Raw genomic sequence first — 25,853 nt, forward strand, 5'->3', positions numbered from 1 at the left:
CTCGACAACATATTTTAAAATCATTAAATTCAATATAAAAACAGGATTTAGAGATAAAAACAAACCTAATAAAAGAATTTAAAAAACTACATCCCGCTTCTTATTGCCTCTACAGGATCTAATTTTGAAGCCGAAATAGCAGGTAATATACCCGCTACTAAACCAATAATAATAGCTAAAAATGTCCCAAATAGAATATTTGAAAAACTCAGAACAAAATCAAAGTCTAACACTTGTGTCAGCCCTAAAGCAACTAACCAAACGAATACGATACCTATCACACCGCCAATTAAACATAAAACAATTGCTTCAAACAAAAATTGCAACAAAATAAAATGATTTTTAGCCCCCAATGATTTCTGTATCCCTATTAAATTGGTACGCTCTTTTACCGATACAAACATAATATTGGCAATACCAAAACCACCCACTAGTAACGAAAAACCAGCTATAATCCAACCAATTAAATTCATCTGCGAAATTAATCCATCCAACATATCGGTTGCTCCTTTTATAAAATTCAAAAAGAAATTATTAATTTGCCCATAACTTAACCCTCTATAAGTTCTCATTTTTTGAACAATTTCACTTTTCACTTCTGCTTGACTTATCCCTTCAAGAGGTTTAATAATCACAACAGGCATAAATTTTTCATTATTATCACCATAAAGGGTACGAACTTTATTCAAATTAAGATATACACTCCCATCTGGGTTTTCTCCAAAATTAATCATGCGATTCCCAACTTTTTTTAAGACCCCAAACACTTTAAAACGTTGTCCGTATATTCTAATTTCTTTCCCTACCGCTGACATACCATTAAAAAGTGTTTGTGCTATTTCAGCGCCAATAACCACACCACCGGTACTCGAATTAGATTCTTGTTCATTAAAAAAACGTCCTTCCAAAAAATCTAATTTATTAATATCTATATACTCATAAGTACAAGGTACAATTCCTACATTACTCATTAATTTATCCTCAAACTTCACCGTTTCTCTATTTGTAAAATACTGATAACAAAGCACTTCTATTTTAGAGGTATTATCTTTTAAATAACGATATTCATCATAGGTTACTTTAGGGAATTGCTCTATTTTCCAATCAGGAACATCCGTAGGTGAAAAAGAATATTTAAACAAGTACACCGCACTATTATCTAAACTCCCTACATCCTTTTTAATTTTCCGATCCAATGAATCTACAGCTGACAAAATAGCTATAATAGAGAAAATCCCAATAGTAACGCCTAACAAAGAAAGCAATGTTCTTAATTTATTATTATGCAACGCATTCATAGCAAAACTAAAGCTCTCTTGAAGCAATCGTAGGTATATGATCATAACGTTTTTATTTATTGGTACTAAGTTATTCTCTTTTGTTACAATTCTAAAATCTTATTTTGAATAGCTCTTAAAAAAAACTACTTTTGCCCTTTAATAACAACAACACAATGAATACTACTAAAACAATTCAATCGGCATTGATTTCAGTGTTCGACAAGACGGGTCTTGAACCTATTGTAAAAAAATTACACGAACAAAATGTTACAATTTACTCTACAGGAGGAACTGAAGAATTTATCTTAAAGTTAGGAGTACCTGTCGTGCCTGTAGAAGGAGTTACCGACTACCCTTCAATCTTAGGAGGCCGTGTTAAAACTTTACATCCTAAAATTTTTGGAGGGATCTTAAACCGTCAAGACAACGAAAATGATCTAGCACAAATGCAAGAGTATGCAATTCCTCAAATTGACTTAGTCATAGTAGATCTTTATCCTTTTGAAAAAACCGTTGCGTCAGGAGCTAATGAAAACGAAATAATTGAAAAAATAGATATTGGCGGAATTTCTTTAATAAGAGCAGGGGCTAAAAATTTTAAAGACACGGTTATCATCCCTTCTGTTAACGAATACAATTTATTATTAGAACTTATTAGTAATCAAAACGGAGCAACCACTTTAGAACAACGCAAAAAATTTGCCATTAAAGCTTTTAATGTTTCTTCTCATTATGATTCCGCTATTTTTAATTACTTCAACAAAAATCTCGAAGAACCTATTTTAAAAATCAGCGAAATTAAAGGAGAAGTTCTTCGTTATGGAGAAAACCCTCACCAAAAAGGATTTTTCTTTGGCGACTTAAACAAGATGTTTCACAAATTAAATGGCAAAGAATTGTCATATAACAATTTATTAGATATTGATGCTGCAGTAAATCTAATGGGTGAATTTAAAAATGATGCCCCTACATTTGCCATCTTAAAACACAATAATGCTTGTGGTATAGCTACTCGTACAACTATGAAAGAAGCTTATTTAGATGCTTTGGCTGGCGACCCTACCTCTGCTTTTGGAGGCGTTCTAATAGCCAACAACACAATTGACGTAGCAACTGCAAACGAAATCAATAAACTATTCTGCGAAGTAATCATAGCTCCTGCTTACGACAATGAGGCAATAGAAATACTAAAAGAAAAGAAAAACAGAATCATATTAATCCAAAATCCTATTGATTTACCCAAAACTAATGTAAGAACTTGCTTGAATGGTACTTTGGTTCAAGAAAAAGATTTAATAACCGATTCTAAAGAAATTTTAAAAACTGTAACAACATCTATTCCTACAGAAAAAGAAATAGAAGACTTATTATTTGCTTCAAAAATTTGCAAACACACCAAATCAAATACGATTGTTTTAGCTAAAAACAAACAATTATACGCTTCAGGCACAGGACAAACTTCTCGTGTAGATGCTTTACGTCAAGCAATAGAAAAAGCAAAATCATTTAATTTTAATTTACAAGGTGCCGTGATGGCAAGTGATGCGTTCTTTCCTTTTCCTGACTGTGTTGAAATTGCCCATAAATCGGGTATTACATCGGTAATCCAACCAGGCGGATCAATAAAAGATGAATTAAGCATAGCATACTGTAATGAAAACAAAATGTCCATGGTCTTTACAGGCACGAGACATTTTAAACATTAAAAGTAATTTTTAAACCAAACTCCTACCCTTGTTAATTTAAATTAACAAGGGTTTTTCTAAAATAACATTTTTAACTTTTCACTAACAATATATCTTGTTATAAATACCAATTATTTTATCTACATAACTTATTTTTGCAACGCCCTTAAATACCTCAAATGATTTTTATAACAGAAATTGCCTAACGAATTTCTAAACATACAGATATATTAGTATCAAAATTCTAATATCCGTTTGTATAACTTAAAAATCGCAAAAAAATCCTTAAAAAAGAGGAAAAATTCCAAACAATAACAAACTATTGTAACTAAAAACACTCAAATCGTATAATTGTATAGAATCTAGGTCAAATAAAGAAAAACAAAGTACTCATTCTGTAAAATAAACCATCAAAACAAAAACACCATAATGAAAAAGTTGACAGTCCTTTTTTTTATAATATTCATCTTCAACAATACAAACGCTCAAAACATCTTTCCTACTTCAGGAAATACCGGAATTGGAACGCTAACTCCTTCTCAAAAACTTGAGGTTAATGGAAATGCTATTTTTGACAATCAGTCATCCAATCATACACATATAAAAATTGGTCATGATGCAAATGACAATATCATTTCTGACAATTCAAATGAAAAACACTATGGCGGAGGGTATTTCTTTAGAGTACACAACGAAACAATACCACACAAATATATAGATGCTTTACTAATAGGTGAAAATGGTAATATAGGAATAGGCACAACAACTCCTTCTAATGATCAAGGCTGGGCTAGAGTACTTGATGTAGCAGGCAATGATCATTCTAAAATATTAGTTACCAACTCGAATGCTACATACAAAACAGGAATCTTTTCACACAATAACTGGCATGGAGGAGGAGGCTTCTTAGGAACCGAAAGTAACCACAACCTTCATTTAATAACAGGCTATACGCCCAGAATATCCATACTTACAAATGGAGATACTGGAATTGGAACACTAACTCCTTCTAATGATCAAGGCTGGGCTAGAGTACTTGATGTAGCAGGCAATGATCATTCTAAAATATTAGCTACCAACTCGAATGCTACATACAAAACAGGAATCTTTTCACACAATAACTGGCATGGAGGAGGAGGCTTCTTAGGAACCGAAAGTAACCACAACCTTCATTTAATAACAGGCTATACGCCCAGAATATCCATACTTACAAATGGAGATACCGGAATTGGAACACTAACTCCTTCTCAAAAACTTGAGGTTAATGGAAATGCTATTTTTGACAATCAGTCATCCAATCATACACATATAAAAATTGGTCATGATGCAAATGACAATATCATTTCTGACAATTCAAATGAAAAACACTATGGCGGAGGGTATTTCTTTAGAGTACACAACCAAACAATCCCGCACAAATATATAGATGCTTTACTAATAGGTGAAAATGGTAATGTAGGAATTGGTGGTAAATCATCAGATAATAAATTTGAAGTTTATGGAAACACATCTATAGGAGGAGCTGATTTAAAATTAGGAATGAGTGATGGTCAGGACCAAGGTAAAATATTAGATCAAAGAGCTTTGGTACATGGAAATAATGATGAATTATGGGTTAATTACATGAGCGATTTTGAAGGAGGAACAAGAATAGGTAAAAGCGCAATAATACGAAACAACGGAGACACTGCCTTACAAGGCAGACTTGAAGCAAAAGAAATAAAGGTAACCACTACCCCTACAGCAGACTTTGTATTTGAGGAAAATTACAATCTCCCCAAATTAGAAGACGTAGAAAAACATATTAAAACAAAAAAACACCTTCCCGAAATAGCCTCTGCAAAACAAATGCAACAAGAAGGAGTAAATATAGGCGAGTTTCAAATAAAACTTCTTCAAAAAATTGAAGAGTTAACACTTTATTCTATTGAACAAAACAGGAAGATTGAAGAACAAAACAAGAAGATTGAAGAACAAAACAAAAGAATAACAGACTTAGAAAAGCGATAAGTAGTAAAAACAAATAATTTTCACTCCCCTTTATTAAGTTCCAAAACATAATAAACGCTACCATCTAGTGGTAAATATATTTACACATAACAGGATAAATTAAAAATAAAAACACTTATAATAAAAAATAACATGTACTTTTTTAAATATTAAAACCAGATAAATATGATATTAATTGACAAAGAATTCCCTAGTATTTCTGTAAAAACAATTCAAAAAAACAAAGGTGTTTCAGAAGTAAATCTATTCGAATTAGCAAAAAAAGAAAACAAAAAAATATTACTTTTTTTCTACCCGAAGGATTTCACATACGTATGCCCTACTGAGTTATTTGCTTTTCAAGAAATATCCAAAGAACTTGAAGAAAGAAACGTACTATTGTTCGGAGCATCATGCGACACAGTAGAAACACATGATGCGTGGCTACAAACAGATGCTACTGAAGGTGGAATTAAAGGAATTACCTATCCGTTAATCTCTGATTCAAACAGAAATCTTTCTAATATATTAGGCATATTAGATGGAAAGAAAACCACAGAAAACAACCACGAAATAACCATTAATGACAATATAAGTTATAGAGCTACGTATTTAATTAATGAAAACGGCATTGTGTTCCACCAAAGCTTAAATAATATGTCTCTAGGTAGAAATGTATTAGAATTCATGCGACTTATAGAGGGGTACACAAGTATACAAGAAACAGGAGAAGTATGTCCTGCTAACTGGGAAAAAGGAAAAGAAACCTTTAAAAATGACAGAATTAGCACCGCAAAATACTTATCCCGATTATTAAGCAAGCAGTTCTCCAACTAAAAATAAAAATTGCGTTAAAAAAATTTTTAACGCAATTTTTATTTTCGTATAAACCAAAATATTTTCATACTTTTGCAACTTAGTATATTCTATAAAACTAAGTAACCCTCAAAAGGAAATATGGGATTTTTTGATTTTATGACTGAGGACATTGCAATTGACCTTGGTACCGCAAACACGTTAATTATACACAACGACAAAGTTGTTATCGATAGCCCTTCCATAGTAGCACGTGACCGCATATCTGGCAAAATTATTGCCGTGGGAAAAGAAGCCAATATGATGCAAGGGAAAACTCACGAAAATATAAAAACAATCCGTCCGTTAAAAGACGGTGTTATTGCAGATTTTGACGCTTCTGAGCAAATGATAAAAATGCTCATAAGAAGCATTCCTGCTCTACAAAAAAAATTGTTTACTCCTGCTCTACGCATGGTAATTTGTATCCCGTCAGGAATAACCGAAGTAGAGATGCGTGCAGTAAAAGAATCCGCAGAACGTGTAAATGGTAAAGAAGTATATTTAATTCATGAACCAATGGCGGCCGCTATAGGTATTGGCTTAGACATCATGCAACCCAAAGGCAACATGATTGTAGATATAGGTGGTGGTACAACTGAAATTGCTGTAATTGCATTGGGAGGTATTGTTTGTGATAAATCAGTTAAAATTGCTGGTGATGTATTTACAAACGACATCATTTATTACATGCGTACACAACATAATTTATTTGTAGGAGAAACCACAGCCGAAAAAATAAAAATTGAAATAGGAGCAGCTATAGAAAATTTAGACTCACCACCTGATGATATGTCTGTTCAAGGCCGTGATCTATTAACAGGTAAACCTAAACAAGTAGAAGTATCATATCGCGAAATAGCTAAAGCTTTAGACAAATCTATTCAGCGTATTGAGGATGCCATCATGGAAACTTTATCACAAACACCTCCTGAATTGGCTGCAGATATATACAATACAGGTATTTATTTAGCTGGGGGAGGCTCTATGCTAAGAGGGCTAGACAAACGAATTTCTCAAAAAACGGATTTACCTGTTTTTATCGCAGAAGATCCGTTAAGAGCTGTCGTTAGAGGAACTGGTATGACGCTTAAAAATTTAAACCGATTCCGTAGCATTTTAATCAAATAAATGCTTTTCAAACACAACATAGTATAACAACCTTTACTATTATTTTACGATGCAGCAAATTCTAAATTTCATTATAAAAAACAGCACTCGGTTGCTGTTTTTGCTGCTTTTGGTATTTTCGTTAACACTTACCATTCAATCACATTCTTACCATAGAAGTCAAATGGTAAATTCCGCCAATGCAGTTACAGGAAGTGTATACGAAAAAGTAAATGAAGTAGAAACCTATTTTAGCTTACAAGATCAGAATAACAAATTAGCAAAGGAAAATGCTTTTTTAAGAAAACTACTTTTTAATAAAAAAGATAGTGTTACAATCCTACCAAAAGATTCTATCAAAGGTTACGACAAACTCGAAGTTATACAATCTAGAGTTGTTAATAATTCATACAACAAAACAGAAAATTATCTAACAATTAGTTCTGGCTCAATCAAAGGTATAAAACCAGACATGGGAGTAATTAGTAGTGAAGGTATTGTAGGTGTTATCGAAAAAACATCTCCCAACTATTCAACGGTAATAAGCATATTAAATTTAAAATCTAAAATAAATGCCAAAGTCAAAAGGACAAATCATTTTGGTTCTTTGATCTGGAAAGCAAAAAATGCTGGCTACGCTCAACTCATTGAAATCCCTCGATTGGCAAGCGTTAAAAAGGGAGATACAATTGTAACTGGTGGGCGTTCAACTATTTTTCCTGAAAACATACCTGTAGGAATTATTGATCGTATCTACATGGATACTGAAACTAATTATTACACACTAGATGTTCGTTTATTCACTGATATGACAAATTTAAATCATGTGTATATAATCAAAAACAAAGACGCCGCCGAAATCAACAAACTCGAAGCCGAAACAGTAAAAAAAGATGAATAGTACTCTTATATCAAATATCGTTCGCTTTATCCTGCTAATTGCGGTTCAAGTAATTATTTTAAACAAAATAAACCTATTTGGCTTTATAAATCCCTTTCCATACATTCTATTCATACTTTTATACCCTGTCAACACGAATCAAGCGGGATTATTGGTAAGTAGTTTTTTATTAGGTCTTTCTATAGATTATTTTGATAATTCTGGAGGTATTCATGCCACTGCCTGTTTAATATTAGCATATTTAAGACCCAGCTTTTTTAAATTTGCATTCGGTTTAAGTTACGAATATCAAACAATACGAATAAACGACCGATTATCTCCGGAACGGTTTACTTTTATTCTAATTTCTATCATAACGCATCATCTTGTACTTTTTACACTTGAATTTTTTAAATTCGTGTTTATGTTAGATGCTCTAATCCGTACCCTTTTTGCTTCCCTATTTACATTAATAGTAAGCATTATATTTATTTATTTATTTAAGCCTAGCAAACGTTAAAAAATGAGAAAGCTTCTTTTACCTGGTATGATTATAGTTTCTGCTATCCTAATCATAGCAAGGCTTTTTTATTTACAAGTAATAGATGATGAACTAAAACTAAAGTCAGAAAACATCTCTATTAAAATAAAATACGATTATCCTGAACGAGGATATATATATGACCGTAATGGCAACTTACTGGTAGCCAACCAACCCTCTTATGACATTATGGTTGTTCCCAGAGAAGTAAAAAAACTAGATACAGTCGAGTTTTGCAAACTATTAAACATTACTAAAAAAGACTTTCTAAAACGTTTAGAAAAAGCGGTAGTTTATTCTCCTCTTCTCCCCTCTGTATTTATGGGACAATTAAATAAAATGGAGTATGCTGCTTTTCAAGAAAAAGAACGCAAATTTGATGGGTTTTATATTCAAAAACGCTCCTTAAGAGATTATCAATTTCATCATGGAGCTAATATTTTTGGCTTTATCACACAAGCTAATGAAGCCACAATCACTAAAAATCCTTATTACAAAAGTGGTGACTTACTCGGCAAACAAGGAGTAGAAGAAATGTATGAGGAAATACTAAGAGGTCAAAAAGGAGTAAAGCATATCCAACGCGATCGTTTTAACCGCGAAATTGGACTTTATAAAGAAGGCAAATACGATACAATTGCCATTCAAGGTAAAGACATCACCTTAACCATTGATTCCAAACTACAGGAATATGGTGAATTATTAATGAAAAACAAAAGAGGAGGAATTATTGCTATTGAACCTAAAACAGGCGAAATACTATGCTTAGTAACAGCTCCTACTTACGACCCTGCTATTTTAGTAGGTCGTCAGCGTTCAAAAAACTACACTAAATTATACAATGATTCTTTAGCAAAACCTTTGTACGACAGAAGTTTATTAGCTGAGTATCCACCAGGATCTCCTTTTAAAATCCTAACAGCCCTAGTTGGACTTCAATCTGGCGCGATAAACACAGAAACAGCTGTAGGATGCCATCACGGATTCAGTTACGGTCGACGATTTATGCGTTGTCACTGCGGAGGAGGTATGCGAAAGTTACACATGGGGATAGCTAAATCATGCAATTCCTACTTTGGAACGACCTATCTAAGAACACTTGGTATGTTTCCTAATGCTTCCAAAGGCGTAGATTATTGGAGCGATCATTTAAGAAGTTTTGGATTAGGCCAATTTATGGGATATGATTTACCTACGGGAAGAAAAGGCAATATTCCTACCGCTAAAACATACGAACGTTACTACCCCAACGGTCGTTTAAAATCGACCATGATTGTATCTAACTCTATCGGACAAGGTGAAATACTCATGACTCCTATTCAACTAGCCAACATGATGGCAACGATTGCTAATAAAGGCTATTACTACACACCTCATATCATTAAGAGAATAAAAGGTCAACCAATTGACGCTAAATTTAGAACCAAACACACCACTACCATAAATAAAAAACACTTTCCTCCAGTAATTGAAGGCTTGGCAGAAGTATTTAAAACAGGTACCGCTTATTTTTTAGGCGTGGAAGGTATTGAAATATGTGGAAAAACAGGTACCGCAGAAAATTTTGCACGAATAAACGGAAAAAAAGTCCAATTAGAAGACCATTCTATATTTGTAGCTTTTGCTCCTAAAAACAACCCTAAAATAGCCATGGCCGTTTTTGTTGAAAATGGCGGTTATGGAGCTACCATTGCAGGCCCCATTACTTCTCTTATGATTGAAAAATATCTAAAAGGAAAGATTACTAACAAATTTAGAGAAGAAAACATCATCAACAGAAGCCTTCAGCATCAATATAACAAATTTACTAGAAAATATATTGATTCCATGTATAGAATTAGGTTACGTAAAGATTCCTTAAACAGAATCAAAGCAAAACAAAAACTAGATTCATTAGAAAAAACTACTAACTCTGTTACAAAAACAAATTAATGAGACATCAAAGTGTTGGAAAAAACATCGACTGGATTACAGTATTAATTTATATCCTATTGGTATTAATAGGATGGGCTAACATCTATTCGGCTGATGTAACTCCTGATTCAAATTACATTTTTGATATTACGCAAAATTATGGTAAACAATTAATTTTTATATCTTTTACTATTTTAGTAATTATAGTTGTATTATCTATTGAAGCTAAATTTTACGAACGTTTTTCGAGTGTTCTTTACGGAATTTCGCTACTAACCTTAATAGGATTGTTTGTTGCTGGTAAAACCATAGCAGGACAAAGATGCTGGTATGCTATTGGATCTTTTACTTTACAACCTTCCGAATTTGCTAAATCAACAACTGCTTTAGCTCTGGCAAAATTTTTAAGCGATAGTCAAATTAATCTAAAAAATTTCAACCATCAGTTATTAGGTCTTTCTATCCTTTTTATACCTGTAGGCCTCATTATGCTTCAACCAGATGCAGGTAGTGCGCTCATATTCATTACCATGATTTTCGTACTCAATCGAGAAGGATTACCTTCTTGGTATCTATGGACTGGCGTAGGAGCTATTGTTCTTTTTATCATGTCTTTATTATTAAAACCACAATATGTAGTACTTATTGCTTTAACAGGTGTAATCCTGCATTTTTACAAATCAAAACCAGTAAAAAGAAATATTGTTGCTAGTTCGATTGTTTTTCTACTAATGTCAGGCTTTAGTATTTCTGTAAATTATGTTTTTGAAAATGTGTTCCAACAACATCACAGAGATCGTTTTAACATCCTTTTAGGAAAAGAAGTTGATTTAGCAGGAATAGGTTACAACACCAATCAGTCTGAAATAGCTATTGGATCAGGTGGACTGTTAGGAAAAGGCTGGTTAGAAGGCACTCAAACCAAGGGAAACTTTGTTCCCGAACAACATACGGACTATATTTTTACTACTGTTGGAGAAGAATGGGGCTTTATAGGTTCAACCATAGTCGTTTTATTATTTGCTGGATTATTGCTTCGTATTTTATATTTAGCAGAAAATCAACGCACTAAATTTAGTCGAATTTATGGATATGGAGTAGCTTCTATTTTATTTACACATTATTTTGTAAATATAGCTATGGTTATTGGTATTTTTCCAACCATTGGAGTTCCACTACCCTTTCTTTCGTATGGAGGATCTAGCTTATGGGCTTTTACCATTTTACTCTTTGTCTTTTTAAAAATGGATGCTAATAAAGTAAATGAGTGGTAGTTTTTTAAAAACGCCACTCTCTATAACTTTGATTTCTTTCTAATCTATTTTCTATCTCATCAGGAAGTTTTGGAAAGAAATCAATTTCTGTTAATTGTTCTATTTTATCTATTGACACAACAAATTCATAAAGCGGACGATCTGAATCCTCGTGTGGTAGTAAAAAAGCAATTCCATGATAGGTATCTCCTCGCTTATTTAATACTATTTTATAAAAATAATTTGGTACTGTAACATTTTCTTTTCCGATATGATTTAATTTTTGAGATAAAACACCTCCTGTAACCACATACAATTCATTATATTTCTTTGCCCAATATCGTACCTTTTGTTCTAAGCGATTCCATATTCCTGCATTAAAATCCTTTTTTTGAGGAGTAACATTAGAGGTATAGAATGTTTCTTCAAAAGCTTGCTTCGAAAATCGCCTATCTCCCGCAGGACACAAATGACCTCGATCATATCCAGAACGAATATAATTTTTCCAACTAGCTGATCTACTTACAATCATCGGATCATTTATAAAATAAGGCCTTTTACGATGTATAGACACAACATCTTTCCGATTTAACCAATACGCTACCCATTCTGCCTGTTCATGCTCTTCTCTATAAGATAAAGAATAGTAGTTATGATCTATTACCTGTCCTTTTTTAGATTCTGGCAATAAAAAATCGGATTTTTTTTCCTGATGTATAAAATTAGCCTCCTCAAGTTCTTCTTCTTTTTTACAACTCAACACAAGCAGTTGCAATACTATAAATACAATAAAAACCCCTTTCATTTTATTCATAATTTTTAAAATAATATTTGTAAATTTAGTAACCTCAAACAGAAAAGTAGGAGCTAATTTTTAAAAAAATATTATGAACTTAAAATTTATTTATTCAGGAATATTTATTCTTACCTGTATAGGAATACAAGCACAAGAAAATATACTTTCTCAATCCGAAAAACAATTAATCAGTAAAAAAGAAGATTCTATTGCTAAGATAAAATTAAGTGAGTTACACGCTCAAAAAGAAGCAGAAAAAGAAGCTAAAAAAATAGCAAAAGAAAAGGAAAAAACACTAAAAGCAGAAAAAGCATTGAAAGAAGCAGAAGCTGATCGAGTTAAAGAAGAACAACGTAGAATAGAACAATTAGAAAAGGACAAAAAAAGAATGGAAAAACAGCTTGAAAAAGCTGAAAAAGAACGCAAAAAAATAGAAGAAGTCAAAAAAAATTTAGCAAAAGCACGTGACAAACAAGAAGAAATCAATCAAGATATTGAAAAAGAACAGAAAAAATTTGACAAACTCAACCAAAAAGGAAAGCTATCTCCTCTAGACATTGAAAAGTGGAATAAAAAAATAGAAAAAATGCGTGAAAAAGCTGCTAACCAAGATAAAAAAGTAAAAAAAGCGGAACGTGAATTAGAAAAATTATAAAATAATATCTTTATAAGACAGAACTACAGGATACCCTTTGTCTAAAAAATAAGATAAAGGGTTTTCATTTGAAACAACCATAACAAAATCCCCTCCCCAAGCTCCTAGACTTTTAACCATTCCATTAAAATCTGTAAAAAGTACCTCTTTTACAGTTTGTTGCTCTAAAATGGCACTCATTTGGATTTCGTGTAATTGCAATGCCTTAGAAAAACTTTCTATTTCAGCAGCATTTATAACTTCCTGAGTAAGTGCATTAATCGTTGGTATTATGGTCGCTATATCAACTTTTTTCTCATTATATTTCTTAATTGCAGTTCGACTATTTTGTTTTTGATTTAAATAAACGAAATAAATTTGATCTCTGAAATCTGGAAAAAAATCAGTTTCTATAGCATGGGGTTTTTCATCAATAAGTTGGTAAGTTATCGGAGAAGAATATTTCGCACATGCAATATCATATCCACTCCCTCCAAAACTATTTTTAAGCAATGTAAAAGCATCAATCTCTAACCATTGAGCAATATTATTTATTAGTGTTGAAGAAGTTCCTAAACCCCAAAGTTTTGGAAAAGTTAGTTCTGTTTTTATTTTATATCCTGAATGCTTTTTAAAAAAATCTTTATTTAACAAGTATCCGTGATGTAGTATTTCCACTAATGTTGTCTTTATCTTATCCTCTTGAAATTCTTTTTTAGTTAGAACCTCTTGAAAACTAAAAGAACTCTCAAACCAGATACTACCATCACTATCGTAACTAGTCCACTCAAAAGTATTAGGCGATCCTTCTTCAACTATCAAATTTTGTCCAAACTTTGTAGGCAATGCTAAAGCTTGAGCACCATCTAAAACTACATATTCTCCTGTAATCAATAGTTTACCGTTGCTATAAAAAGTTTGTCTCATAGTCATTTGCAAAAAAGTTCTTTACTTTCTAATTTCAGCTAGATAATCTACAACGGAACTATGCGAAACCGTATTTTTCTCAAAGTATTTCACCACTTTTTTTCGTTCCTCTTCAGTAGCTTGAAATTGGTTTAAAATATTCATCAAGTGCATTTTCATGTGTCCTTGCTGAATCCCTGTAGTAGTTAAACTACGCAATGCGGCAAAATTTTGAGCTAAACCAGCCACTGCAACCACCTGCATCAATTCTTGAGCCGATGGCTTTTCTAACATTTCTAAAGCTATTTTGACTAAAGGATGCAAAGTAGTTAATCCTCCTACTGTTCCTAATGCCAGAGGAATTTCCATCCAGAAAGTAAAAACACCATTTTCTATTTTGGCATGAGACAGACTAGAATATTTTCCTTCTTTTGAAGCATAAGCATGAACTCCTGCCTCTATTGCTCTAAAATCATTACCTGTAGCAATTACCACAGCATCTATTCCGTTCATAATCCCTTTGTTATGTGTAACGGCACGGTACGGCTCTATTTCTGCTATACGAACTGCTTGCACAAATTTTTCAGCAAACTCTTGTGGATTTTCAATAGTTTTCTCACGTAATTCTTCTACTTTACAAGAAACTTCTGCGCGAACTAAGCAATTTGGAACATAATTAGATAAAATACTCATCACGATTGTGATGTCTTTTTCTTCTTCTGAAAATATTTCAAATACTTGTGCTTCCTTTTTTAATGTTTTAGCAAATTGCTCTAAACAGGAATTAATAAAGTTAGCGCCCATTGAATCTTTTGTTTCAAAAGTAGCGTGTAACTGATAATAGTTTTCTAAATCAGCTGTTTTATCACGAAGTACAACCTCTAAAATTCCACCACCGCGTTTTTGCATATTTTTAGTAATACTTTCCGTTTCGAGAAAAAATTTCGATTTGATTGTATCAAAAAAAGTTTCTAATTTTTGTTTATCTCCTTGATAAATAAAATGGACTTGCCCTATTTTTTCGGTATTAATAACAGTCGTTTTAAATCCGCCACGGTCTGACCAAAATTTAGCAGACTTACTGGCAGCAGCTACTACACTACTTTCTTCTACGGCAAAAGGAATACTGTAATTCTTTCCATTAATTATGAAATTAGGTGCGATTCCTAATGGTAAGTAAAAGTTAGTAATTGTATTTTCAATAAATTCATCATGTAATTTTTGTAAGTTCGTATCATCATTCCAATATTGTTTAATGATTCTTTTTGTTTCTTCTGAATTTGAAAAATGGGTTTCAACTATCCAGTTGATTTTTTCTTCCTTTGATAATTTTGAAAATCCGCTAACTGTTTTAGTCATTTTATTTACTAGTGTTTTCTTTATTCTTAATAATGCTATTTATAGTGATAATTTTACAATCATCACTAATTTTATATTCTAATTAAATCTTTTTTATGAATAATTGCTTATCCAACTCCTTTTAAAACAAACAACTATCTTTATCTATTTAGGCTTATTAAATCTTTTTTAAAGCCCCCAAATTTATTTTTTCTAAACGTTCAAAAGAGCGGCATCTTTTATTTCAAAATCAACAATTCCTTTTCGTTATAAATATAATTATCAAAAGTACTTACTTCCTAGATGTCATTTCTTTTACGAACATGGTACATTCTATTGATAGTAACCATGAAATTTTATTCTCTCTAATTGACTAATTCTCTTTGATTCATTAAAAAAACAAGGTTTAAAATACCATCCTTCCTTTTTAATGCTGGAATTAACATCAATCCTTATTGTTTCTATAACGAGTATTTTACGGAACAAAAGTAATAATTTTACACCATAAAGCCACAACCAGAACCATTGCTCAGATGGTCAAAATTAGCTTTTAACAAAAAAATCCGCTATTGTTTAGTTTTTTTTCACTAAAATTGGGCGATTTTTTATATCAACTAAAAAATGAAAAACAAAATTACATCCGTTTTAGTATTGTTTTTGGTATCATTTTCAGCGATAGCTCAAAAACAAGTATCCTTAGAAGAAATTTGGTCTGGAGCCTTTAGAGCACAAGGTATGACTGCTTTAGAAGCCATGAAAAACACAAATCAATATACTGTTTTAGATTTTGATAAAACGTCTAAATCTTCACAAATTAATTTGTATGATTTTGCCACCTTAACTAAAGTAGCTACACTAATAGATAGCAAAAACTTTAGTCAATTAGAGGGGATTGACCAATATACTTTTAGTAAGGACGAAAAAAAAATATTGATTGCAAATAATAGTGAACAAATTTTTCGTCATTCTTTCGTAGCTGATTATTTTATTTATGATACTACCACAAAATCGTTAACTCAATTAACCGATTACAAAGTACAAGAACCTAGCTTTTCACCTGATGGTTCAAAAATAACCTATGTTTACCAAAACAATTTATATTTCTACGATATAGCTTTAAAAAAACATACCCAAATTACAACTGATGGCAAGAAAAATAATATTATTAACGGTGTAACAGATTGGGTATACGAAGAAGAATTTTCGTTTGTAAAAGCTTATGATTGGAATTTAGATTCTAATAAAATAGGTTTTATCCGTTTTGATGAAACAGATGTCCCTCAATTTTCAATGGATCTATACAATGAAGGTCTATATCCGCTACAATCTGTTTTTAAGTATCCGAAAGCAGGTGAAAAAAACGCTCTAGTTTCTTTGCATATCTACGATATAAAAACAGGAATAACGAAAAAAATTAATTTAGATAATTACAACGATTTTTATATTGCTCGTATAAAATGGACTAATGACCCTAACACGTTGAGTGCGCAAATTTTAAATCGCCATCAAAACAATTTAGACCTGTTATTTGTAGATGGAAATTCAGGAACCACTAAAGTTGTTCTTAACGAAAAAGATAAAGCATACGTAGATGTAACTGATAATTTGACATTTTTAAAAGACAATAGTTTTATTTGGACTTCTGAAAAAGAGGGTTTTAATCATATTTATCATTATGACAAAACAGGTAAGTTAAAAAAACAAATAACAAAAGGCCCTTGGGAAGTAACTCACTATTACGGTTTTGACGAAAAAAATAGTATGATTTATTATCAGTCTGTTGAAAATGGTTCTATCAATCGTGATGTATATGCTATAAAAATTGACGGAAGCAATAAAACCCGTTTAACATCCCAAACGGGAACGAATACAGCTACTTTTAGCCCTAACTTTCAGTACTTTATTAATTCCTATTCTAGTGCTAAAAACGCACCAAAGTACACTCTAAACGATTCTAAGACGGGAAAAGAAATTAAAGTTATTGCTTCTAACGAAAAACTAGAAGAGAAATTAACAAATTACAACCTGCCTTCAAAAGAATTCTTTGAACTCATAACAGAAAAAGGACATAAATTAAATACTTGGATAATTAAGCCAACAAATTTTGATACCTCAAAAAAATATCCTGTATTCATGTTTCAATATTCAGGCCCTGGTTCACAACAAGTAGCGAACAAGTGGAATACCAATGATGATTACTGGTTCAAAATGTTAGCACAACAAGGCTACATTATAGTATGTGTAGACGGACGTGGAACAGGTTTTAAAGGAGCTGAATTTAAAAAATGTACGTACAAAGAATTAGGAAAATATGAAGTCATAGACCAAATAGACGCGGCAAAAGTAATAGGAAACTATTCTTACGTAGATAAAACTAGAATTGGTATATTTGGCTGGTCGTTTGGAGGATTTATGGCATCTAATTGTATTTTTCAAGGAGCCGATGTGTTTAAAACAGCTATAGCTGTTGCACCTGTAACTTCTTGGAGGTATTATGATAGTATTTATACAGAACGTTATATGCAAACGCCTCAAGAAAACGCAGGGGGCTATGATAATAATTCTCCCATTACACACGTAAATAAATTAAAAGGAAACTTTTTATTAATCCATGGTACGGCTGATGACAACGTACACGTACAAAACACAATGAAAATGATAGAAGCTTTAGTACAGGCTAACAAACAGTTTGATTGGGCCATTTATCCAGATAAAAACCACGGCATTTATGGAGGCAAAACACGTTTACAGCTGTATACTAAGATGACCCATTTCATAAAAGAAAAACTATAATTTAAATATTTTACTAACCAAAAACTATAAAATGAGCGAAACAGCAAAACAAGGACATCCTAAAGGACTGTATTTCTTGTTCTTTACAGAAATGTGGGAACGATTTAGTTACTACGGAATGAGAGCTATTTTCATTCTATTCATGACCAAAATCTTATTAATGAAAGATGCGGAAGCCTCTGAAATTTACGGAAGCTATACAGGACTTGTATATTTAACTCCTCTCTTAGGAGGATATCTTTGTGATAAATTCTTAGGGAATAGGAGAAGTATCATGATTGGAGGATTACTAATGGCTATTGGTCAGTTCTTCATGTTTTTAAGTGCCACAACCGGTGCTAACGGAGGCGTTGCATTAATGTGGTTAGGACTTACTGCTATTATTATTGGTAACGGTTTTTTTAAACCTAACATTTCAACTATGGTAGGTCAGTTATATCCCGCAAATGATCGTCGTATTGATAGTGCTTTTACTATTTTTTATATGGGAATTAACTTAGGAGCATTCTTTTCTCCTTTAGTGTGTGGTTCGATGGATTTCAAATGGGGATTCTTAGCTGCTTGTATTGGTATGTTTATGAGTTTAATATTTTTTGCATTATTTCAAAAAAAATATTTAGTTTCTGAAGAAGGAAAAGAAATAGGTCTGCCCGTTAAGCAATTAGATATAAAGAACATTTTATATATAATAGGATCTATTGGTATTGTTTTTTTCATGCTTAACTTCAAGCAATTATTCAATACAGATACGGATATTATTGGCTATTTTATTTATGGTTCAATGGTAGTAATGCCTTTAATTATTTTAACAGATAAAAGCTTAACAAGTGTAGAAAGAAATAGAATTTTAGTAATTTTTATTTTAGCTTTCTTCGTAATCTTTTTCTGGGGTGCTTTTGAACAAGCAGGAGCTTCTTTAACCCTTTTTGCTGACAGACAAACCAACCGAAATTTGTTAGGATGGGAAATGCCAGCATCTTATTTCCAATCTGTAAATCCTCTAGCTGTAATCTTATTAGCTCCAGTAATGTCAATCGTATGGGGTTTTTTATACAAGCGTAATGCAGAGCCTTCTTCTCCTAAAAAAATGGCATTAGGTTTAACATTGGTAGCTTTAGGTTATGGCGTAATTGCTATAGCTGTTAAAGGTCTTGGAATGGATGAAAAAGTTTCTATGTGGTGGCTAATTGGTTTATACATCATTCACTCAATTGGCGAATTATGTCTTTCTCCAATTGGTTTATCTATGGTATCTAAATTAGCTCCTTTAAGATTATCTTCTTTATTAATGGGAACCTGGTTTTTAGCAAATGCTGCCGCAAATAAGTTTGCTGGTACTTTATCTTCACTAATACCACCAATACAAGAAGCAGGATCAACAGAGCCATTAGTCTATCCTTCATTCTTAGGGTTTCAAATCACTAATTTATATGAATTCTTTATGCTATTCATCATTATGACAGGTATAGCAGCAGGTATTTTATTTATATTAAGTTCTTGGTTGCAAAAGATGATGCAAGAGGATCATAAAGACGAGATTGACTTATCTGTAGAAAATAGATAATTTATTAAAATATTTTATATCTTTCAAGCCTGTAACAAAATTGTTGCGGGCTTTTTAAATACTAATTCACATGAAAAATAAACACCCTAAAGGATTATTATTTTTGTTTTTTACTGAAATGTGGGAACGTTTTGGTTATTATCTGATTATTGGCATCTTTGTCTTATACATGATTGATCCTACTACTACAGGAGGATTGGCTTTTAGTGATAAACATGCAGATGATATATTTGGCAGTTTTATAGCATTAACCTATTTAACTCCTTTTTTGGGAGGGTACATGGCTGATCGTTATTTAGGTTATTTTAAATCTGTATACTTAGGTGGCACCCTAATGGGACTAGGATACATAGGATTGGGGTTTCAAGACCTAACTACGTTTTATATTTCAATGGCATTAATTGTTATTGGAAACGGATTCTTTAAACCAAGTATTTCTACTTTGGTTGGAAACTTATATACTGATGAAAAATATATTGCAAATAAAGATGCTGGATATAATATTTTTTACATGGGAATAAATATAGGTGCCTTCTTATGCAACATCATAGCTGCTTTTATGCGTAATCAGTACGGATGGAGTGCTGCATTTATTACTGCTGGTATTGGAATGTTTTTAGGTTTAATTATTTTCACATTAGGGAGAAAACACCTAGAGCATGCAAACATTACGAAACCTGTTCAAGAAGGTGATATATCACTAGCTAGTATTTTAGGAAAAGTATTCTTACCAGCTATTATATGTGGGGCTATCGGTTGGATAATTCCTGGTAATATTTTTAAATCAGATTCTACAGATGCTTTTATTTTTGCTTGTATACCTGTTATTATCTTTTATGTTAGTTTGTATCTAAAAGCTAACTCTGAAGACAAACGCCCTTTAGGTGCCCTACTTGCCATTTTTGCCGTAGGTATGTTATTTTGGGCTGTCTTTAAACAAAATGGAACAGCCTTAACACGTTGGGCAAATTATTATACTGATAGACAAGTTACAGGTTCTACTGAAAAAGTCTTATCTTCTATTTATCTAGTAGATCAAAAAGATTTTGCGACAAAAGAAGTTCAAAAATACGATCACCAATTCCAAGCACAAAAAGATGAAAATGGCGATCCAATTAAAACACAAGGAAAGGATGTTTATTTTCAAAATGAAGCTCCAGAAAAACTAGCTGAATTAGAAAAAAATCCTAATCAAAAAATCTCCCTTATCAACACTGAATTATTTCAATCCGTAAATCCTGGATGGATTATCTTACTTACTCCAGTAGTAGTTGGTTTTTTTGTTATGCTACGTCGTAAAAACAGAGAACCAAGTACTCCTTCTAAAATTGTACTAGGACTGTTTATCTCATCCCTTTCCTGCTTGGTTATGGTAGCTGCTGTATATGCTGGAAGTAATGGTTCTATAAAAGTATCTCCTTTATGGCTAGTAGGTACTTATGGTGTTATTACCATCGGTGAACTTTGCCTATCCCCTATGGGATTATCTATTGTATCTAAATTAGCCCCACCAAGACTTACAGCCTTAATGATGGGAGGATTCTTCTTATCTATTTCTATTGGCAACAAACTTTCAGGTGTGTTAGCTAGTATGTGGTATGATTATGAAAACAAAGCTAATTTCTTTATTGTAAATATATTATTATTATTATTTGCAACTATATTAGGGCTATCCATCCTAAAAAAATTAAATGCTGTTATGAAAGAAAAAGGAATGAACTAATTTCAATCTTAAACTATGTCAACAACAATAGAAGAAATTCAAAATTTTGAAGGAAAATACCCTAAACAATTGTGGTATTTGTTCACAGTAGAAATGTGGGAACGCTTTTGTTTTTACGGTATGCGAGGTGTGCTTACTTTTTTTATGGTAGACCAACTATTACTTAAAGATCATGCTGCAAACCTACAATATGGTGCTATTCAAGCCTTTGTTTATGCCTTTACCTTTATTGGAGGTATTTTTGCTGACAAAGTTTTAGGTTTTAAAAAATCTCTTTTCTTTGGAGGTATTGTAATGATTTTAGGAAACCTTCTCATTGCCTTTTCTCCACAGCAAATGTTCTATTATGGCATTGCCTTTTCTATTATAGGAACTGGTTTTTTTAAACCTAACATATCCTCTATGGTTGGGGAACTATATGATGAAAAAGATCCTCGGAGAGATGCAGGATACGGTATGTTTTATGCAGGAATTAACATTGGGGGGCTTCTAGGAGGTGCTTTATGTATCTATTTAGGCAAATACCATTCTTGGACTCTCTGTTTTTTAGCAGCAGCCGTTGTAATGATAGCTGGTTTGATTACCTTTTTATTTACAAAAAAACATTTAGGTCCTATTGGTGATTCTCCACTAATAGGATTGCCTGACAACAAAAGAAAAATACGAGAAATATCCGTATATTTAGGATCACTACTTAGTATTCCTTTTATCTACAGTATGGTTATTAATACAGACTATACGGATTATTTTATGTATACAATTGGAATTATTGCTATTGGCTATTTTGTATATGAATTAATAAAGCTAGGGGATTCCAGTTTACAAAAAAAATTAATAGCTGCTTTTTCATTTATTTTTTTCTATTTTCTTTTCAATGCAATCTATGAACAAAGCGGTGGATCATTATCCTTATTTGCTAAAGATAATTTAAACAACAACCTATTTGGTTTTACGATAGATCCTAACGTCGTAAATAACAGTTCAAACACTTTTTTTGTTATCCTTTTGAGTCCTCTTATAGGACTCCTATGGTTAGGATTATCTAAAAGAAAATTAGAACCCAATACACTGATCAAATTTGGTATTGGTTTTTTATTCCTTTCGGCTTCTTTTTATCTTTTTTATTCAACGAAGTTTTTTGCGGACTCTAATGGAGTTGCTTCATTAAATGTGTTTACTTTTGCCTATTTTATTACAACCATAGGCGAACTGTGTTTAGGCCCAATAGGTATGTCTATTATCACCAAATTATCTCCTAAAAGGTTGTTTGGCATGATGATGGGATTATGGTTTTTAGCCAGTGCTTTTGGACAATTAGCGGCTGGAAAGCTAGGTGCTGAAATTTCGCAATCAAATACAGGAACCACATTAGCCTCAAAGCTACAATCTTACACAGATGGGTATTATACATTGGCCTTATATGCTCTAATAGCAGGGGTGGTTTTGATAGTTATTTCACCATTAATAAAAAAACTAATGCAAGACGTGAAATAATTTCATAAATTCGGCATTATTTTTGCTGTTAAGAACGTAAAAAACAAACATGAAGAGAACTTTACTCATATTATTATTCACCATTAGCAGTTTTAGCTTATATGCCCAAGATATCAATTGGTTATCTCTTGATGATGCCTTAGCAAAACAAAAAAGAGTTGCTAAACCTATTTTCTTGAATGTTTATACTGATTGGCACACTCCTTGTAAAATGATGGATAAGGGTACTTTTCAAGATGCTGATGTAGCAGAATACATCAATCGAAATTACTATGCCGTCAAATTTAATGCCGAAGGAAATTCAAGAATAAACTATATGGGAAATTCTTTTGACAACCCAAATTATGATCCTGAACGAAAAGGACGCAATAGCACACATGAATTAACTAAATATCTTAAAGTTCCTAGTTATCCTACTCTTTATATATTAGATACTCGAGGCAATATAAAAGAAGTAATCGAAGGGGCTAAGGACCCTACCGAATTATTACGAATTTTAAAAAATTAACCCTATGAAAATTACAAAAATAATATTCGCTACACTTTTATCATTCTTTATTATGAGTTTTGTCCTAAAACCAACAGAAGATAAAAATTTAGAATGGCATACCGATGTAAAAAAAGCAGTCGCCTTATCCAAAAAACAAAACAAACCATTATTCTTCTTTTTTACAGGTAGCGATTGGTGTGGATGGTGTATTCGTTTGCAAAAAGAAGTTTTTAAAACCCCTGAATTTGAAAAATGGGCAAAAGAAAATGTAGTTTTAGTAGAATTAGATTTTCCAAGAAGAACAGAGCAACCAACTGAATTAAAAACTCAAAACGCACAATTACAACAATTATTTCAAGTTCAAGGTTACCCAACAGTATGGTTTGTACAAGCACAAGAAAAAGAAGGAAAAATAAATTTCCAACAATTAGGCAGTTCCGGCTATGTGGCTGGTGGTCCAACCGTATGGATAGAGGGTGCTAATAAAATTATTAACAGTTACACATCTAACAAAAAACAAAAAAAATAAATTCTTACTCAATTATACAAGATCCCTTTTCAAATGTATTATGAAAAGGGATTTTTCTTTTTAAACAAGTTTTTTGAAAGCATTTTACATAACTCTTAAAATTAGACCCATCAGCTATAATCTTTTGAGGATGGTACATAGCTATCACGCGCTCTAAATTTATTCTAGGTGAATTTGATACTATCAAAAAATCCACCTTTACTTTATTTCGTATACAATCATCCGAATCAATAAGTAATACTTTTTTACCTGAAATCCAAAAAACACATTGCTTTTTATTTTTTTTTACTAACTTTTCATTAACCGTTTCCACCTGATAATCATTCAAAACACGTTCTAAATAACTTCCTTTTCTTATTGCACTATCACTATAGACAACAGTTGTACCGTTTTTACTAACACCTATCAACTTTTGTTTAGGCAAATGAAAAACAATAAGTTTCTCCTGATAGCTTGCTCCTATTTTTTTTAATAATAAAACAGATTGAAACAACAATAAAAACCCTAAAAAGAACACTATTTTTGTAAAACTAGGTTTTTGCACCCAAATAAAAAATGTTATAATAATTAGATAACTCACAAGCATTAAATCAAAAGAAAAAGGGATTCCTTTCCATATACACTCTTCAAAAGAGGCAATACTTTCTATTATAGTATTCATTACTTGAATCATTTTCACTAAAACCCAGATAAGGCCTTCGAAGGTTCCATCTATATAAGCTAACAAAACAACCAATACTCCTAAAGGCATGATGATATATTCTAATAGAGGTATTACTAAAAGATTGGCAACAAAAAACAAACCTGGGATTTGATGAAAGTAATACAAACTTAATGGCAGAGTTCCTATTTGGGCTACGAGAGAAACAACAAATAATTTCCAAAAAAAGTTCAAAACTTGATTACTTGGATTCCATAATTTAATTACAATAGGTTGCATACTTACAATAGAAAGAACAGCCAAATAACTAAGTTGAAATCCAATATCAAAAAGAAAAGCAGGCTGAACAATTAGAATAATCAATACAGAGGCAGCAAGTGTATTATATATATTAACTTGCTTTTTACTGCTTGCTCCAATTCCAATTATACTAAACATAACTGTAGATCGTACAACAGATGCTGCTAGACCTGCTACAAAGGCAAATCCCCATAATCCTAATAAAAGAAAAAACAGCTTAAGCAAGCTGTATCTTTTATCCTTCAAAAAAACAGTCAAAATAAAATCTAATAAAAGATAAAGAATACCTACATGCAAACCGGATATTGAAAGTATATGTATAACCCCAGCATACTGATAATTTTTTATTAAATGTTCATCTATTCCTTGTTGTTGACCAATAACTAAAGCGGTTAAAACAGCCAATTCTCTTTCGGGGAAACCATTGTTTTGCAATGTATTTATAATCCGATCTCTAAATCTAGCAGTATAATAACGAATAGATTTGGCTGAGGTCTTTAATACTTTAAAATCTTCCTGTTCAGCATATAACTGACCGTATATATTTTTCTTTTTAAGATAAGACGCATAATCAAATTGTCCTGGATTGAGTGTTGATTGAATCGGATGTATCATACCTCTTATTAACAATACAGCACCTACAATTAATCTAGGGTTCTTTTTCCCTTCCTTATTCACATTCAAAATTATCTTACCTGAACATGGTTTTTGATTCACAGATTGAATAGAAATCACATATCGCTGCTTAGTGGAAGTACTTTTTAAACGTTCATAAACCACTGCTTTTATACCAATCTTTTTATCATACCCATTAAGATGAGTAAAATGACTCAATCTAAAAGAATCTTGATGAAGCATAGAAATTAAAACGCCACTTACCGTAAAAACCAATGAAATAAGAATTGAAATACCTAATTGATCTTTTCTTTTTTTATAAAAACCAACCGAAAGGAGTAAACTCCCTAAAACTAAAAAGATCCAAACAGAAATTAATACAAGAAAATGAAATATAAAAAAATGAAACAGTACAATCCCGATAATAAACCAAAAAACCGACTTTATTAATGGAAATTGATACAGTTTCATTTCAAATAATAATTAAATTAATTTTCTTTATC

At 31.9% G+C, this 25,853-nt stretch carries 20 protein-coding genes; 15 read left to right on the forward strand and 5 right to left on the reverse strand.

Going from position 1 to position 25,853, the window contains the following annotated elements; genetic code table 11:
• Positions 1-86 precede the first annotated feature (86 nt).
• On the reverse strand, positions 87-1,343 hold the full coding sequence (locus HUE53_RS05255; protein ID WP_041253185.1) for an ABC transporter permease: 1,257 nt from the start codon (positions 1,341-1,343) through the stop codon (positions 87-89).
• Positions 1,344-1,453: 110 nt separating this feature from the next.
• Here HUE53_RS05255 and purH point away from each other — a divergent pair, with 110 nt between their 5' ends.
• The 8 genes from purH to rodA all read left to right on the forward strand — a co-directional run bounded on the left by purH (position 1,454) and on the right by rodA (position 11,528).
• Positions 1,454-2,986, forward strand: a complete 1,533-nt coding sequence (gene purH / locus HUE53_RS05260) for a bifunctional phosphoribosylaminoimidazolecarboxamide formyltransferase/IMP cyclohydrolase (RefSeq protein WP_192188771.1) — start codon at positions 1,454-1,456, stop codon at positions 2,984-2,986.
• Positions 2,987-3,394: 408 nt separating this feature from the next.
• Positions 3,395-4,975, forward strand: a complete 1,581-nt coding sequence (locus tag HUE53_RS14280; protein ID WP_225556185.1) for a coiled-coil domain-containing protein — start codon at positions 3,395-3,397, stop codon at positions 4,973-4,975.
• 165 nt (positions 4,976-5,140) lie between these two features.
• Positions 5,141-5,791: a peroxiredoxin gene (locus tag HUE53_RS05270; RefSeq protein WP_014164947.1), complete on the forward strand. Its 651-nt coding sequence runs from the start codon at positions 5,141-5,143 to the stop codon at positions 5,789-5,791.
• 120 nt (positions 5,792-5,911) lie between these two features.
• Positions 5,912-6,940 carry a rod shape-determining protein gene (locus tag HUE53_RS05275; protein WP_014164948.1) on the forward strand — a complete coding sequence of 343 codons (1,029 nt, stop codon included), beginning with the start codon at positions 5,912-5,914 and terminating at the stop codon, positions 6,938-6,940.
• A 49-nt stretch (positions 6,941-6,989) separates the two neighbouring features.
• Complete coding sequence (gene mreC / locus HUE53_RS05280; protein WP_077225635.1) at positions 6,990-7,820, forward strand: rod shape-determining protein MreC; 831 nt, start codon at positions 6,990-6,992, stop codon at positions 7,818-7,820.
• A complete protein-coding gene (locus tag HUE53_RS05285) occupies positions 7,813-8,319 on the forward strand; it encodes a rod shape-determining protein MreD (protein WP_077225636.1) in 507 nt (168 codons plus the stop codon). Before mreC ends, HUE53_RS05285 begins: the two co-directional genes overlap by 8 nt.
• 3 nt (positions 8,320-8,322) lie before the next feature.
• A complete protein-coding gene (gene mrdA / locus HUE53_RS05290; RefSeq protein WP_014164950.1) occupies positions 8,323-10,272 on the forward strand; it encodes a penicillin-binding protein 2 in 1,950 nt (649 codons plus the stop codon).
• Positions 10,272-11,528, forward strand: coding sequence for a rod shape-determining protein RodA (gene rodA, locus HUE53_RS05295; protein WP_014164951.1), 1,257 nt, complete (start codon positions 10,272-10,274; stop codon positions 11,526-11,528). Before mrdA ends, rodA begins: the two co-directional genes overlap by 1 nt.
• Before the next feature lie 4 nt (positions 11,529-11,532).
• On the opposite strand, the gene HUE53_RS05300 is transcribed toward rodA, so the two are convergent.
• A complete protein-coding gene (locus HUE53_RS05300; RefSeq protein ID WP_014164952.1) occupies positions 11,533-12,321 on the reverse strand; it encodes a DNA/RNA non-specific endonuclease in 789 nt (262 codons plus the stop codon).
• A 73-nt stretch (positions 12,322-12,394) separates the two neighbouring features.
• Here HUE53_RS05300 and HUE53_RS05305 point away from each other — a divergent pair, with 73 nt between their 5' ends.
• Positions 12,395-12,958, forward strand: coding sequence for a hypothetical protein (locus HUE53_RS05305; RefSeq protein WP_014164953.1), 564 nt, complete (start codon positions 12,395-12,397; stop codon positions 12,956-12,958).
• On the opposite strand, the gene HUE53_RS05310 is transcribed toward HUE53_RS05305, so the two are convergent.
• Complete coding sequence (locus HUE53_RS05310; RefSeq protein ID WP_041253364.1) at positions 12,953-13,864, reverse strand: GYDIA family GHMP kinase; 912 nt, start codon at positions 13,862-13,864, stop codon at positions 12,953-12,955. The genes HUE53_RS05305 and HUE53_RS05310 overlap by 6 nt on opposite strands.
• Positions 13,865-13,885: 21 nt before the next feature.
• Positions 13,886-15,202: a hydroxymethylglutaryl-CoA reductase, degradative gene (locus HUE53_RS05315; RefSeq protein ID WP_014164955.1), complete on the reverse strand. Its 1,317-nt coding sequence runs from the start codon at positions 15,200-15,202 to the stop codon at positions 13,886-13,888.
• Positions 15,203-15,802: 600 nt separating this feature from the next.
• Here HUE53_RS05315 and HUE53_RS05320 point away from each other — a divergent pair.
• The 6 genes from HUE53_RS05320 to HUE53_RS05345 all read left to right on the forward strand — a co-directional run bounded on the left by HUE53_RS05320 (position 15,803) and on the right by HUE53_RS05345 (position 23,774).
• The gene (locus tag HUE53_RS05320; RefSeq protein WP_014164956.1) at positions 15,803-17,974 is read left to right on the forward strand and encodes a S9 family peptidase; all 2,172 of its coding nucleotides are present in this window, start codon (positions 15,803-15,805) and stop codon (positions 17,972-17,974) included.
• A gap of 31 nt (positions 17,975-18,005) precedes the next feature.
• Complete coding sequence (locus tag HUE53_RS05325) at positions 18,006-19,538, forward strand: peptide MFS transporter (RefSeq protein WP_014164957.1); 1,533 nt, start codon at positions 18,006-18,008, stop codon at positions 19,536-19,538.
• Between the two features lie 70 nt (positions 19,539-19,608).
• The gene (locus HUE53_RS05330; protein WP_014164958.1) at positions 19,609-21,261 is read left to right on the forward strand and encodes a peptide MFS transporter; all 1,653 of its coding nucleotides are present in this window, start codon (positions 19,609-19,611) and stop codon (positions 21,259-21,261) included.
• Positions 21,262-21,276: 15 nt separating this feature from the next.
• Entirely contained in the window at positions 21,277-22,755 is a 1,479-nt protein-coding gene (locus HUE53_RS05335) for a peptide MFS transporter (protein ID WP_014164959.1), read from the forward strand.
• A 49-nt stretch (positions 22,756-22,804) separates the two neighbouring features.
• On the forward strand, positions 22,805-23,263 hold the full coding sequence (locus HUE53_RS05340; protein WP_014164960.1) for a thioredoxin family protein: 459 nt from the start codon (positions 22,805-22,807) through the stop codon (positions 23,261-23,263).
• 4 nt (positions 23,264-23,267) lie between these two features.
• Complete coding sequence (locus HUE53_RS05345) at positions 23,268-23,774, forward strand: thioredoxin family protein (protein WP_014164961.1); 507 nt, start codon at positions 23,268-23,270, stop codon at positions 23,772-23,774.
• Positions 23,775-23,778: 4 nt separating this feature from the next.
• Here the strand turns inward: HUE53_RS05345 and HUE53_RS05350 are convergent, their stop codons facing one another.
• The gene (locus HUE53_RS05350) at positions 23,779-25,821 is read right to left on the reverse strand and encodes a ComEC/Rec2 family competence protein (protein WP_065212990.1); all 2,043 of its coding nucleotides are present in this window, start codon (positions 25,819-25,821) and stop codon (positions 23,779-23,781) included.
• Positions 25,822-25,853: the final 32 nt, after the last annotated feature.

It is taken from the genome of Flavobacterium columnare (assembly GCF_014844295.1).
Taxonomy (GTDB): domain Bacteria; phylum Bacteroidota; class Bacteroidia; order Flavobacteriales; family Flavobacteriaceae; genus Flavobacterium; species Flavobacterium columnare.